This is a genomic window from Myxococcus sp. AM011 (assembly GCF_013372595.1).
Classification (GTDB): Bacteria; Myxococcota; Myxococcia; order Myxococcales; family Myxococcaceae; genus Myxococcus; species Myxococcus eversor.
Window position 1 is genome coordinate 1 of sequence record NZ_JABXEM010000287.1, and the last position, 13,724, is coordinate 13,724.

At 70.0% G+C, this 13,724-nt stretch carries 12 protein-coding genes; 6 read left to right on the forward strand and 6 right to left on the reverse strand.

Annotated features, from left to right (window positions below; translation table 11 throughout):
• Positions 1 to 1,831, forward strand: a 1,831-nt coding sequence (locus tag HUW62_RS39365) for an FHA domain-containing protein (protein WP_176437342.1), incomplete at its 5' end; no start/stop codon positions are given.
• Here the strand turns inward: HUW62_RS39365 and HUW62_RS39370 are convergent.
• Both HUW62_RS39370 and HUW62_RS39375 read right to left on the reverse strand, forming a co-directional pair.
• Positions 1,806 to 2,465 carry a hypothetical protein gene (locus HUW62_RS39370; protein ID WP_176437343.1) on the reverse strand — a complete coding sequence of 220 codons (660 nt, stop codon included), beginning with the start codon at positions 2,463 to 2,465 and terminating at the stop codon, positions 1,806 to 1,808. The genes HUW62_RS39365 and HUW62_RS39370 overlap by 26 nt on opposite strands.
• A gap of 75 nt (positions 2,466 to 2,540) precedes the next feature.
• Positions 2,541 to 3,035 carry a CarD family transcriptional regulator gene (locus tag HUW62_RS39375; RefSeq protein WP_047859039.1) on the reverse strand — a complete coding sequence of 165 codons (495 nt, stop codon included), beginning with the start codon at positions 3,033 to 3,035 and terminating at the stop codon, positions 2,541 to 2,543.
• A gap of 191 nt (positions 3,036 to 3,226) precedes the next feature.
• Between HUW62_RS39375 and HUW62_RS39380 the strand changes: the two genes are divergently transcribed.
• Complete coding sequence (locus tag HUW62_RS39380) at positions 3,227 to 5,686, forward strand: DNA internalization-related competence protein ComEC/Rec2 (protein WP_176437344.1); 2,460 nt, start codon at positions 3,227 to 3,229, stop codon at positions 5,684 to 5,686.
• Positions 5,687 to 5,690: 4 nt separating this feature from the next.
• Positions 5,691 to 5,945 carry a hypothetical protein gene (locus HUW62_RS39385; RefSeq protein ID WP_163868501.1) on the forward strand — a complete coding sequence of 85 codons (255 nt, stop codon included), beginning with the start codon at positions 5,691 to 5,693 and terminating at the stop codon, positions 5,943 to 5,945.
• An 18-nt stretch (positions 5,946 to 5,963) separates the two neighbouring features.
• On the opposite strand, the gene HUW62_RS39390 is transcribed toward HUW62_RS39385, so the two are convergent.
• Entirely contained in the window at positions 5,964 to 7,160 is a 1,197-nt protein-coding gene (locus tag HUW62_RS39390) for a carbohydrate-binding family 9-like protein (protein ID WP_176437345.1), read from the reverse strand.
• Positions 7,161 to 7,407: 247 nt separating this feature from the next.
• On the opposite strand from HUW62_RS39390, the gene HUW62_RS39395 reads away from it, so the two are divergent.
• The 3 genes from HUW62_RS39395 to HUW62_RS39405 all read left to right on the forward strand — a co-directional run bounded on the left by HUW62_RS39395 (position 7,408) and on the right by HUW62_RS39405 (position 9,962).
• Positions 7,408 to 8,127 (forward strand): hypothetical protein, encoded by a 720-nt coding sequence (locus HUW62_RS39395; RefSeq protein ID WP_176437346.1) that lies wholly within the window; start codon positions 7,408 to 7,410, stop codon positions 8,125 to 8,127.
• A gap of 65 nt (positions 8,128 to 8,192) precedes the next feature.
• A complete protein-coding gene (locus HUW62_RS39400; RefSeq protein ID WP_163868367.1) occupies positions 8,193 to 8,948 on the forward strand; it encodes a YqjF family protein in 756 nt (251 codons plus the stop codon).
• 138 nt (positions 8,949 to 9,086) lie between these two features.
• Entirely contained in the window at positions 9,087 to 9,962 is an 876-nt protein-coding gene (locus HUW62_RS39405) for an FHA domain-containing protein (RefSeq protein ID WP_176437347.1), read from the forward strand.
• 1 nt (position 9,963) lies between these two features.
• Here the strand turns inward: HUW62_RS39405 and HUW62_RS39410 are convergent, their stop codons facing one another.
• From HUW62_RS39410 to HUW62_RS39420, 3 genes are all read right to left on the reverse strand, one after another.
• Positions 9,964 to 10,395, reverse strand: coding sequence for a PH domain-containing protein (locus HUW62_RS39410; protein ID WP_163868365.1), 432 nt, complete (start codon positions 10,393 to 10,395; stop codon positions 9,964 to 9,966).
• Between the two features lie 63 nt (positions 10,396 to 10,458).
• Positions 10,459 to 12,171, reverse strand: coding sequence for a tetratricopeptide repeat protein (locus HUW62_RS39415; protein WP_176437348.1), 1,713 nt, complete (start codon positions 12,169 to 12,171; stop codon positions 10,459 to 10,461).
• Between the two features lie 110 nt (positions 12,172 to 12,281).
• Positions 12,282 to 13,592: an adenylosuccinate synthase gene (locus HUW62_RS39420; RefSeq protein WP_163868363.1), complete on the reverse strand. Its 1,311-nt coding sequence runs from the start codon at positions 13,590 to 13,592 to the stop codon at positions 12,282 to 12,284.
• Positions 13,593 to 13,724: the final 132 nt, after the last annotated feature.

Here is a 13,724-nt window from a genome sequence, read left to right on the forward strand (position 1 = left end):
CCTCCAGGCCGACGACCCCCGCCCCCAACGCGTGCCCCAGTTCCCAGCGGGCTCGCGCAAGGGACGCTCGAAGAGTGGCGGCAAGGGACGGGAGAAGAACGACCGGGAGCTGTCCGGCCGGTTCGACTGGGGACGCGAGTATTCGAACCCCGGCCACCCTCCGGCCTTCCTCTACGTCGAGCGCGGCCCCGGCGCGGGCCAGCTCGTGCCCGTGCAGCAGGGGCCGTTGGTCCTGGGGCGCTCGTCCTCGTCGGACCTGCGGCTCCAGCATCCCTCCATCAGCCGGCGCCATGCGCAGATCACCCGGCAGGCCGACCAGGTCTTCATCAAGGACCTGGGCAGCCAGAACGGCACCTTCCTCAACCGCAACCGCGTCACCACCGAGGTCGAGGTGATGTCGGGTGATGAGATCACCCTGGGCAACGCGATGCTGCGGCTGCGCGGCCCTGGCGGCACGCCCGCCGCCGGCATCCCCGCCCTGAGCGGAGCCATCTCCGAGCCGATTCCGAGCAAGCGCGGCCTGGGTCCCTGGGGCGTGGGGCTCGTCGCCGCGGGACTGGGCTCCACCGTCGCGGCGCTCATCACCGTGCTCGCGGTGGGACTCAGCTCGAATCGGACGGTGGCCCCCGACGAGACGGGGCGCACGACTGGCTCGTCGTCCACGCGGGGACAGGCCTCGCCGTCGGAGAAGCTCGTTGCGGATGATGATCGCCCCCTTCTTGTCGACACGGGCAATGCGCGTCCCAATGGGACCGCCACGGACCGCGCGCAGACTGGCGAACCCCGTGTCGGCGAGACGCCGGCGGGGACTCGGAGAAGCGGCGACGAACGCGCTGAACCGCGTACCGCCACCCGGGACGACAAAGCGCAGGCGACCGGGTCGGGAAGCGACGACTCACGGATCGTCCGAAAGGTCAGCACGTCGCAAGGCGGCACGACGGGGCTGAGTGCCAGGGACCTGGCCACGGGTGCGGCAGGACGACCGGGACAGACGAACACGGGCGTCGGGGCGCGGGACATCGCCGCTGGGCGCGGGGCGCAGACCGACTCCTCCACGAACCTGAGTGCACGGGACATCTCCACTGGCGCTACAGGGCGCGGGGCGCAGACCGACTCCTCCGCGAACCTGAGTGCTCGGGACATCGCCGCTGGCGCCACGCGCGCTCCACGGACCGACACGTCCACCGCGCCCTCGGAACCGCGTCCGACGGCGCTGGCCGCACGAGCGACGCAGCCAGACACCTCCACTTCGACCGCGAGCCTCAGCGCCAGGGACCTGGCCACGGGCGCGGTCCGCGCTCCCGTGCGTGGGAGCCGCGAGTCAACGGAAGAAGTGGCCGCGTTCCAGCCCCTGTCCGATGACGACGCCGCGGCCGCCGAGAAGATCGTCACGAACACGAAGGTCCGCGACAGCAAGCCCTTGGGCCCCGCGTCCGAAACGGAAGTCCTTCGGCTCTATGAAGCGGGCGACGTGACGTCCGCGATGGAGATGGCGAAGTCCGGTCGCTTCACCGCCCTGCACGCCCAGCTCGTCCGCTTCGACTCCGCGGGCAGCGAGGCACGCAAGGCGCTGGCGAAGGGCGACACGATTCGCGCCATCTCCCATCTCACCGTCGCCGTCAAAGTCGACCAGGAGCTGTCCAAGGGATGGAGCCGACTGGGGCCCCAACTGCGCACGCAACTGTCGACGCTGTACGTGCGCTCGGGCGCGGACCACCTCAAGGCCCAGCAGCCGGACGCGGCCCGCTCGGACTTCGAGCAGGCCCTCAAGTACGACTCGGGCAACCGCAGGGCCACCGAGGGACTCAGGCGGCTCCAGCAGGGCCCTTGAGCGACTTGTAGAGCAGCACCGCGTTGAGCACGGCGAAGGCGAGCAGCGCCAGACAGGTCAGAATCCGTCCACGGTCCTCGCCCGGCCGCTCGCCTTCGATGAGCAGCCACAGCCTGCCTTCATGAGGCTGCACTTCACCCATGCCTCGCAGCAACGCGAGCGCATCGCGGTAGCGCGGCGCGTCCTCTTCCGGCAGCAGGCGCCCCCGGATGCCGAAGGGCCGCGAATCGGGCGGAGGCGGCGGCCGTCCGGGCACCCACTCCTCGCCCGGCAAGGCGGGCCGGCGCACGACGAAGGGGGACTCCCGCAAGCCCACCAGCACGAGCAGCGCGCCTCCGTCCTGCTCGTAGGCGCCGCGCGCCGTGGGAACTCCGTGCACCTGCGCGTAGCGATTGGAGGCGAGCGCGTCGAAGCGGTAGTCCCCCTCCACTCCCAACGTCAGGGGCACCGACGAGGAGAAGAAGTACGCCAGCTCCCGCCGCTGCATCACCAGCAGCGCCAGGCTCACCAGGATGCCGACCACGGACGCGAGCGGCCTGACACCCACGCGGCGCCGCGCGAGCCGCGACTCGAGCTCGGCGATGCGTGCGTCCCGCTCGGACTGGACCCGGGAAGAGGAAGGCGACTCGTTCATGACGTGAAAAGACGAAGCCCCGGACTCCCTACGAGGGAACCCGGGGCTGGAGTCTCGGGCTGGAGCCCGTGACGCTCAGGCGAGATTGAAGATCTTCTTCAGGTCCGACTCGATCTCTTCCTCGGTGCAGTCCTTGGCCAGCGACAGCTCCTTGATGAGCAGCGAACGCGCCGTGTCGAGCATCTTCCGCTCGCCAAAGGACAGGTCCTTGTCACCCTTCAGCAAGTACAGGTCGCGCAGCACTTCGGCGATCTCAAAGACGGAGCCCGTCTTGATCTTCTCCATGTACTCCCGGTAGCGCCGGTTCCAGGTCGTGGAGTCGACCGAGATGTCCTTCTCCTTGAGGATGGAGTAGACCTGCTTGACGTCCTCCTCGCTGATGATCTCCCGGAGGCCGACCGATCCGACCTTGTTGATCGGGATCATGATCCGCATCCCGTTCTCCAGGATGCGCAGCACGTAGAAGGACTGGCGCTGACCGGCCACTTCGGTGTGCTCGATACCCATCACCTCACCGACGCCCTGGCCCGGATAAACCGCCTTGTCACCAGTCTTGAAGCTGGTCTGCACTAACTGCCTCCTTGAAAGACTCGCTCCCGGCCTTCCATCACCAAGCCGGGCACTACTACCACAAACCACATCCACGGGCAACGATATCGCCTTGACCACCCAGGACGCGCCCGACTACGTTGTCGGTTTTCGTACGCGGTATCGCTCGGTGTACGAGCCGGCGTGACGGACGGTGTTGGACGGGGTGGCGGGTGGATCGTTACGCGTGGCGCGACCTGGGGACGCGTCCTCTTTTCTTTCCTGCGTTGAGCTTGCTGCTAGGCGCTCTCTGGTCTCCCGGAACGGACGGCCCGGCCGAGCTATTTCTGGTGTGCGGGGTTTTGCTGGGAGCAATCGGCCTGGCGCTCGCCCGGCTGCCTGGTTCCCATCTGGCGGTGCTGGGCGCACTCTGGATGGCTGGAGCCGGGCTCGCTCGGTGGGAATCCCGGGTCCAAGTCCCGCAGTCCCTGTCGAGGGGCGGCGAGGCCGTGGTGGAGGGCGAAGCCGAGCGGGTCGACCGCCTGGATGAAGCCACCCGGGTGCGGCTGGTGGTGGCGCGTGCGGGGCCCGAGGACGGGACGCTCGAGAGCGCTCGCTTCAAGCTGAACCTGACGCTTCGCGGAGCTCCGCCGCCGTTGCTCGCCGGCCAGCGCCTCAGGGCCCGCGTTCGACTGACGCCAGACACGCCCGCCGCCAATCCCGGAGAGAAGGACTTCACGTCCGTCCGTCGTCGGCAGGGCGTGGCCTTCACCGGGGTGGCGGACGCCGGACGCGTGCTGGTGCTGTCCCGGGCGACGACGTGGCGGTGGTCGATGGAGGACACGCGGGAGCGACTGGCCGAGGCCACCCACCGCGTGGCCCCCTCGCGGGACTCCGCGGCCCTCTTCCTCACGCTGGCGGCGGGGCGGCGCGCGGAGCTGGATGCGGAGTGGGAGGAGGCCTTCTCCCGGGCGGGCCTCGCGCACGTACTGAGCGTGAGCGGCCTGCATGTCGCGGCCCTCGCCTTGATGACGCTCGCGCTGTTGCGGCGGCTGCTGGTGCGGGCCGGCGCGCGGTGGCGGAAACTGGATGCCCGGCGGGTGGCGGCGCCCGCGGCGGTGCCGTTCGTCTGGGCCTATGTGTTGTTCACCGGTAGCCAGCCTCCGGCGGTGCGCTCGGCGGTGATGGCGACGGTGGTGCTGTTGGGGTTGGCGTGGTGGAAGCGCGCGGATGGGCTGAATGGCCTGGCCGCGGCGGCGCTGGTGCTGGTGATGTGGGCGCCGTCCAGCGTGGAGGACCTGTCGCTGCGGCTGTCGTTCCTCGCGGTGCTCGGGCTGGTGCTGCTCGTGCCGGCCCTGCGCGGGGCCCTCCCCTTCGCGAAGCCGGACCCAGGCGAGCCGCGCCGCTGGGCCCGACTCTGGGGCCAGGGACGAGAGACCATGGCGCAGACCTTGTGCGCGAGCGCCGCCGCCACGCTTTCGGGACTGCCCGTGGCGGCCTCGGCCTTCGGGCGGGTGAGCCTGGCGGGACTGCTCTCCAACATCATCGCCCTGCCCCTCTGCGGACTGCTCACGGGCCTGGCGGCGGGTGGGGCCGCGCTGTTCGTGGTGGCGCCACCGCTGGCGATTCCCGTGCTGTGGGCCGGAGCGTGGGCGTCGGAGGCGCTGCTGTGGATCACCCGTGCATTCGCGGCCATGCCCCTGGCCTCCGTGGAGGTGCCTCCGCTCGGGGGTTGGGCCGCGCTGTATGCCTTCGGCCTGCTGACGTGGGCCCTGGGCTCGGGTCGGTGGCGCGCGTGCGGATGGCTTGCTCCCGTGGCGCTCGTCGCGGCGGCCCTCGTTCCCAGGCTCGCGCCCGAGCCGGGCCTGCGCGTCACCTTCCTCTCCGTCGGCCAGGGCGACGCCGTGGTGCTCAGCTCCCGTGGACACCACGCGCTCGTGGATGGAGGCGGCTCACCGAATGGCGCGGACACCGGCGTGCGCTTCGTCCTGCCCTATCTGCGGCACCAGAACATCTCCAACCTGGAACTGGCGGTGCTGTCCCATCCCCATCCGGACCATGCGCTGGGGCTCATCTCCACGCTGAAGGAGATACCCACCGCGCGGCTGTGGCTGCCGGCCGGCGACGAGGGCGGCCCGCTGTCTCGTCAGGTGGTCGCGGCGGCACGTGACGCGAGCGTCGAGACAGTGGAGGCCGGACATCCCTCGCTGCGCCTGGGCGAGGCGACGCTGGAGGTGCTGGGTCCACCGGGGGCCGAGGAGCGCGAGCTGCTCGAAGGGGTGAACGACCGCAGCGTCGTGCTGCGCGTCCGGCATGGAGACGTCACCGTGCTGCTGCCTGGGGATATGGAGCATGACGCCGAAGCGCTGCTGGCGGACACCCTGGACCCGGTGACGGTGCTGAAGGCGCCGCACCACGGCTCGCGCACGTCCTCCACCCAGGCGCTGGTGGACCGCATCAAGCCCCGGCACGTCGTCTTCTGTGTCGGCCGGCGCAACCGCTTCGGCTTTCCCCACCCGGAGGTGGAGGCGCGCTACCGGGCCGCGGGCAGCGAGTGTTGGCGGACGGACATCGACGGCGCCGTCACGGTGGAGAGTGACGGTCGGGATGTCCGGCTGGTCCCTCACCTGACGCGCGAGCCGGCTGGGGAATCCGCGCGACTTGCCGTTGATGCGCATCATTCCCATCGTTGAGTCGATGAATCCCGAGGACATCGACCTGCGGCAACTGACGGCGGACCTGAAGGACGCGCTGGGCCCTGGGGAGCCCGTGGGCTACCTGCGCGGCAAGTCCCTCATGAGAGATCTGCTCGTGGACCTGAAGGGCTACTCCCAACAGGAGTCCGAGGAGCTCATCGACACGCTGGAGCTCCAAGGCTACCTCCGCTTCCTGGGAGACACTTCGGAGCGCTCCGTAGCGGATGCCCAATGGGACATCACCCCGCACGCGTGAGCGCGCGGTGCCGGTTCCTCACTGGAAGGTGAGCCACGCGAAGCGCGGCAGCGCGTGGAAGTCGCCGACGAAGAGGGGAGAGAAGGCCTGTCCCTCCACCGTGCGCCGGCCGTGGTGCTCCAGCCGGTAGAGATTGAAGCGCCAGCGCTCACCGGGGCGCGGCGGCACGTTCGGCACCTCGGCGAGCTTCGCGAAGGGAATCCGCATCTCCACGGACCAGCCGTCGTCCTTGTCGGACGCGTCGTCCAGCGTTCCGCGGACCTTCACCGCCGACGTCATCCCCGAGTCCCAGGACAGGTCCATCCCCTGCCGTCGCGCGGGGAAGTACGCGTCGAAGTTGACGTTGTGCGGTGACACCTGGAGCTCGTTGTACGTGCGCCCGTCCGCGTTCGCGTCGAGGAAGATCTCCACCACTTCCTGCTCGTAGATGGGGTCATCGCGCTTGCGCAGCGTGCCCCAGACGTCGGGGTCCTCGCAGTCGAAGGCCACGTAGAGGAACGCGTCGTCGTAGGCGAGCCGCGCCTCGGTGCGCAGCTTCACCGGGCGCCCGTCGAAGCTGCCCTGCAGCACCACGGGCGTGGCCCCCTTCCAGACCGCGTCGTCGAGCACGCCATCAATCGTGGGAGCGGCGCTCGCCTTGCGGACGACATACTCGGGCAGCTCCGGAGGCGCGCCGCCGAGCTGTGGACCCAGCATCCGGTGGGAGCCGTCATGGGAGGCGGCGTCATCCACGGGCAGCCGCTCGTCGCCCCTCCAGAAGCCGAGCATGGCCCGGGAGGGCACGGGCGGCATCGGAATGGAGTGGACGTCCTCGATGACCTTGTCCACCGGCCACGAGGCCAGCGGCGCCGCGCCGTCCTGAAACTCGTGGTCCGCGTTGACGAGCATCCCGCCCGTCGCCACGTCGACCACGTGGACGAAGAAGCCATAGCCCTGCGGAGGCGGTCGTCGCGCCTGGAAGTAATGCGCCAGGCGAACCTGCTCGCCCGGGGCGGCGTTCGGGGGTGACACCTTCGAGCCCAGGTACACCACCGAGCCACCCGCGAACGTGGCGCCGCTGCGGAACGTCAGGTCCGCGGGCGCGGCGTCCAGGACGCGGGCCTTCGCGGGCTCGGGCAGACGGGACGGGCGCGGCTTGGGGCCCGCCTGTTCATCGCGGCACGCGACCACGAGGCACGAGAGAGTCAGGAGAAGGACGGTGATGGGGGTGCGCATCGGCGGCGGGCATCCTAGCGACTTCACGGTGGGGCGTGGGCCCGTTCGCCATGGGAAGCCCTGGCGGCCCTCCACGCACCCGCCCGGCCGAGCCCCCTGCGTCCCATTCGCGTGGCGCACGCGCCATCTTCCCTTCAGCACCTCACGAGAGGTTTCGCCCATGTCGCGACGTCGCGTGCTCCCTCCGACGCCCCCGCTCCGCGCGGCGCCGACACCTCAATCCCCGTGAGAGAAAGAGGGCCTCTCCATGGCTACGGACACGCCTCCCACGATTCCGCACGAGCTTCGGAAGGAGATCGCCGACGCGCTCCTCCACCTCCGCCCCGAGCACGAGCGGCGCCGGGAGTACGTGCTGGAGTTGCTGGCCACGGTGCTGCTGGCGCTCGCCACCGTCGGCTCCGCCTGGACGGCCTACCAGTCGACGCGGTGGAGCGGTGAGCAGTCCTTCCAGTACAGCAAGGCCAACGCGCTGCGCGCGGAGTCGGTGCGAGCCTCCACCGAGATGGCCCTGCTGGTGGAGATAGACACCAGCGTCTTCAAGAGCTGGGCGGATGCGTGGAACGACAACGACACGCGACGGACCGAGTTCTTCGAGCGACGCTTCCGGGAGGAGTTCCGGCCCGCCTTCGAGGCCTGGCGCGCGGAGTCCACCCGTCCGGATGAGGCGCCAGAGGGAACGCCCTTCACCCGCCCCGAGTACCACCCTGCCCCGGGCACCCGGAGCAAGGAGCTGGCCGAGCAGGCCACCCGGTTCTTCGAGAGTGGGCGACAGTCCACCCAGAACGGCGACAACTTCACCTTCTGCGTCGTCCTCTTCGCCTCCGTCCTCTTCTTCGCGGGCGTGTCGACGAAGCTGCTCCACCCGTCGCTGAATATCTCCCTCCTCGCCCTGGCCACGGTGATGATGGTGGTGGCGACCCTCTACATGTTCTCCCTCCCACAGAACATCGGCTTCCGAATCCAGTAAGCCCGGGTTCAAGCAAGGCCGCGCGGAGCGGGACAGCGCGGCGTGGAGCGCACTACGAAGGGAGCATGCGACCCTTCCTCACGGCCACGTGGCGGTACCTCGTGATGCTCAACTACGAGGTGGACCCGAAGGTGCTCGCGCCGCTCGTGCCGCGCGGCACGGAGCTGGATACGTGGAACGGGAAGGCCTTCGCCAGCATGGTGGGCTTCCGCTTCCTCGACACCCGCGTGCGGGGACTCGCGGTGCCCTTCCACCGGGACTTCGACGAGGTGAACCTGCGCTTCTACGTGCGGCACCTCGGCCCCGAAGGCTGGCGGCGCGGCGTGGCCTTCGTGCGAGAGCTGGTGCCTCGGTGGGCCATCGCCACCGTGGCGCGTGTCGTCTACAACGAGCCCTATCTCGCGCTGCCCATGCGGCACGTCGTGGAGATGGAGGGCGCCGAGCAGGGCACTCCGGGTCGGCTCGAATACGCCTGGAAGCACGAGGGCCGCTGGCATCGGCTCTCGGCACGCACGCGCGGCACGCCCATCGAAAGCGCCCCTGGCTCGCAAGAAGAGTTCATCACCGAGCACTACTGGGGCTACACGCCTCAACGCGACGGCGGCTGCGCGGAGTACCGCGTGGAGCACCCGCGCTGGTCCGTGTGGCAGGCGGAGGACGTGGCCTTCGAGTGCGACGTGGCGAGCCTCTATGGTGACCGCTTCACGTCCGTCCTGCGCGGGGCACCCGCGTCGGCGTTCGTCGCGGATGGCTCGGGCGTGGCGGTGTATCCCGGCACGCGGCTTCCCTCCGGAGGGCCGGCGCTCGCCTCCGCCGCGTGAAGTCTTCAGCGGGGCGCGTCTCGCGGCGGGGTGCGTCTCACGCTGGGGATGGACTGACGCCGTCCCGGACGCTCGCCCACGGTAAGCGCGCGATTCCTTGTGCGCCGTGCGGGTCCGCGCGTTGCTCCACGGCGGGCCATGCGCTTCGAATTCCAACACCTGGGCACCACCACGCCCTTCGAGTTGCCCGAAGGACATCACCTGTTGGGAGGCGGTCCCGATGACCACATCCGCCTGGAGGCCCTTCCTCCCCACCTGCTGACCCTGCGCATCGAAGGGCCCCGGCTCATGGTGGAGGCCACGCGGACCTTCACCGTCAATGGCGTGCTCGTCCCGCCCGGTGTCTCGCGACTGGTGCTGCCCGGCGAGGTGCTGGGCCTTCCCGACACGATGCTCCTGAGCGTGCTGCCCGAAGCGCGCGTGGAGCGCGGACTGGGCACGGTCGCCATGCTCAAGGGGCTGCTCACGGGACTCGAGGCCCCGGCTCCCTCTCGCGCCGCCACCCTCACCTGCCTGACGGGACTGGATGTGGGCCGCACCCACGCGCTCGCGGAGTCCCGCACGAAGCTGGGTCGCGGACAGGAGGCCACGCTGCGCCTGAGAGACAGGGCCGTCTCACGCAGCCATGCGTGCGTCCTCCACGACGATGGCGGCTTCACGCTGGAGGACCTCGGCAGCCCCAACGGCGTCTTCGTCAACGGTCAGCGGGTGACAGAGCCGGTGCCCCTGGCCGACGGCGATGTCGTGGAGCTGGGCCGCACGCTCCTGCGCTTCCAGGCGCCTCTGGAGGAGCTGGCCCCCGCGCCCGAGCCGATCGCCGAGCCCGTGCCTCCTGGAGCCCCTCCCAACTCGGAGGGAATCGTCGAGGTTCCGACATCCGGAGGAGAAGGGGCGGGGCTCTCGGAGGCTCGGCCCACCGCGCGCCGTGTGCTCCCGGAGTGGTGGCTCATCGGCCTGGGGAGCGTGGCCGCGCTGGCGGGACTGCTCGTCACCTACGTGCTGGCGACCGGATAGGTCAGCCCGGCATCGGCCCCAGTCCGGCACGTTCGACGAGAATCCGGGCAAGCGTCTGGTGGTGCCGGAAGAAGCTCGTGAAGTGTACGAATCCCCACTGTCCACGAATCGCGTAGACGGTGACGGGCCCTGGCAGGACGTCCACGTTGCGGATATCCGAGAAGGAGAACCGCCGCGTGCGCACCATGCCGCGGTAGGTGATGCCCCGGGCATCCACGACGATGAGCGTTCGCGCGTAGTAGGTGAGCGAGACGCCGAAGAAGAGGATGAAGAAGCCCGCTGAGAGGAAGGTCTTCAGTGGGACCCCTTCGAACTTGAAGAGGTAGAGCAGCACCGCCACCCAGAGCAGGCCAGCCACCGCCATCGCGGCTGCCAGGCCCCGGCGGGGGCGAAAAAACTGCCGATCGTCCATCCCAGCGTCGCGCCCGGCCATGGCGATAAATTAGTGCCTGGGACTGACAGGATCCACCTGCCCCGGTGCCCGCCTGCCAGCCGGTCAACGCAGCTTCGTGGCCTTCTGTCGAGATTCCTCCTGGAGCTGGACACGGACATCCGCGGCGGACGAGGCGGCGTAGCGCTCGTAGAGACCACGGGCCTCGGCGTTGCGACCGAGGGCGCGGTAGGACTCGGCCAGTCCGTAAAGAGGCGAGGCGGACTGGGGCTCCAGCTCCAGCGCGAACTGGTAGTCCGCCGCGGCCTCCGCGTAGCGACGCAGGCCGATGTTCGCGCTGCCTCGCGCCGTGTACGCGACCGCCAGCATGGGCTCCAATTGGATGGCCAGCGTGAGATGCGTCAGCGCGGTGGCGAAGTCCCTCGCGCCGATGCGCTGCACTCCCTGCTCGTAGGCGCGTCGGGCCTGGGCACGTGTCGGGTCCGCGACAGGACCCGAGCCAGGAGCCTGCCCCGCCGCCTGCGGCGAAGCGCCCACCTGGGCCAGCTTCGCGCGAGCCCGGGTGATGTTGTCCTGCGCGCTCTGCCGGATGGCGGTGTCCTGCGTGAGCCGCGTCGCCGTCTCCCACTTCTCCACCGCCTGCCCGTAGTAGCCCAGCACGGCCAGCGCGTTGCCCAGCTTGAAGAGGGCCTCCACGTGGCCCGCGTCCGCGTGCGAGGCATCCAGGAAGGCGAAGGCCGCCTCACGGTAGCGGCGCTCCTTCATCAACGCGTCGCCATCGCGGATGCGCGCGGCGGCCAGCGCCGGATTCGACGTGCGCTCCTGCGAGACGTCCGAGGCCGCGCGCGTCGAGGGGAAGGGCAACGGCTCCTGCTGCGCGCTCCCCGTCTGCGAGGCACTTCCCGCCTGGGCGAAGCTCTCCGGCGGTGAGGCGCCGCCACCCGACGAGGCCGTTCCCGCAGGGGCCGCGCTGCCTACCTGCGAGGCATTGCCTCCCGACGAGGCCGTTCCCGCTGGAGCCGCGCTGCCCACCTGCGGCGCGTTGCCCACCGACGAGGCCGTTCCCGCTGGAGCCGCGCTGCCCACCTGCGGCGCGTTGCCCACCGACGAGGCCGTTCCCGCGGGAGTCTCGCTGGCCAGTGTTCCCGCCTGTCCCGCGCCCGGCTGCGAGGCACCCGCCACGGGCATGGCGCTCGGAGTCGCGCCCTTCTCCCGCAGCGCTCCGTTCGAAGACTCCGCGCCCACTGCTGGACGTGCCACCTCGTTCGCCGACAGGGGCTGTCCGCCCAGGGCCTTCAGGTGGCCTCGCGCCTTCTGCACCCAGATCTGCTCGGAGGGACGCCGCTCGCGGACGATGTAGCCCTGATACGCGGCAATCGCCTGGGCCTTGTCACCGAGCTGCCGGTGACTCTCCGCCAGCCCGTAGTAGCCGTCCGCATCGTCGGGCTCGAGCTGCACGTAGCGCGCGTACGCTCGCGCCGCGGTGGCGGCATCCCCGGCCTTGCGCGCGGCATAGCCCAGGTTGAAGAACGCCATCTTGTGCTGGGGGTCCGCTTCAGTCGCCTCGGTGAAGCGCGCGATGGCGTCCTTCAACTGGCCCTGGCGGAACAGGACGCTGCCCAGGCCATTGAGCGCCGGTGCATACCCCGGCGTGGCGGACAGCGACTCGCGATACGCGGCGGCGGCTTCCTCCAAACGACCGCCGGAGAGCGCCGACTCGCCGCGAGCGAATGCGGCCCGGGTGGGCTCGGAAGGCTCCGCTGCGCCGAGCAGCAACAGCGCGGACAGGGCGATGACGGACCTGCGCACGAAAACCATGACGTCCCCCAGGGGGTGGCTCCTGGCTGCCGTAGCAGAATCCAGGGACGGCGTCACGGCGGTCCCGCACCCTCGGTGGGAAGTTTCCTCCGAGGGTGCGCTTCCCAGCCTCAGCTCCGGAAGGGGTTCTGCAGCAACACCGTCTCACCGCGGTCCGCGCCCACGGAGACGCACACCACGGGCACGCCGCTGATCTCCTCCACCCGTCGGACGTAGCGCTTCGCGTTCCCCGGCAGCTCGTCGAAGCTGCGCACCCCCGCGAGCTTCTCGTCCCAGCCGGGCAGCGTCTCGTAGATGGGCTTCACGCGCGCCAGGTCCTCGTAGTCACCGGGCAGCTCGGTCACCTTCGTGCCATCCAGGTCGTACGCGTTGCAGAGCTGCAGCGACTTGAGCCCGCTGAGCACGTCGAGCTTGGTGAGCGCGATGCCCCACAGGCCGTTGACGCGCACCGCGTAGCGCAGCACCACGCCATCCAGCCAGCCGCAGCGGCGAGGACGACCCGTCGTCGCGCCGAACTCGTCACCCACCTTGCGCAGCTGGTCGCCAATCGCGTCGGTCAGCTCCGTGGGGAACGGACCGCCGCCCACGCGCGTGGTGTAGGCCTTGCTGATGCCCATCACCTTGTCGATGGCCGTGGGCCCCAGGCCCGAGCCCACCGCGGCATTGCCGGCCACGCAGTTCGACGACGTGACGAAGGGATAGGTGCCGTGGTCCACGTCGAGCAGCGTGCCCTGCGCGCCCTCGAAGAGGATGCGCGCGCCCTTGCGCACCTGCTCCGCGAGGAACAGCGAGGCGTCGTGCACGTAGGGCTTGAGCCGCTCGCCCAGGCCGGAGAACTCGGCCAGCACCTGCGGCACCTCGAGCTGGGGCACGGGGACGCCCGCCTTCGCGCACAGCTCCTTCAGCTCCTCGAGCGCCTGCGGCAACCGCTCCTCGATGCGCTTGCGCAGCCGCTCCGGGTTGAGCAGGTCGCGCATGCGGATGCCCCGGCGCGCGACCTTGTCCTCATAGGACGGGCCGATACCGCGGCCGGTGGTGCCAATGGCGCTGTCTCCCCGAGCCTTCTCGCGGAAGCTGTCCAGCAGCTTGTGCCACGGGAAGATGACGTGGGCATTGTCGGAGATGAGGAGCTGCGAGTCCTCCTTGAGGAAACCGCGCGCCTTGAGCGCATCGATTTCGCCCACGAGCACCGCGGGGTCCACCACCACTCCGTTGCCAATGACACACGTCTTGCCCGGGTGGAGGATGCCCGAGGGAATCAGGTGCAGGACGGTCTTCTGACCGTTCACCACCAGCGTATGGCCCGCGTTATTGCCGCCCTGGAAGCGGACGACCAACTGGGCATGCTCGGTAAGGAGGTCGACGACCTTGCCCTTACCCTCATCTCCCCACTGCGCTCCGATGACGACGACGTTCGGCATGGTGCCCGCCGCTTAGCACGCGGAAGGGGCCGGGTGACAGTGTTCCGAGAAGCCACAATGCAGGGCCTGGCAGGTCGCCACCTCTCGTCCCGCCCAGGTCCCTCGGACCTCCCCCCGGGCCAGTGCACGCGC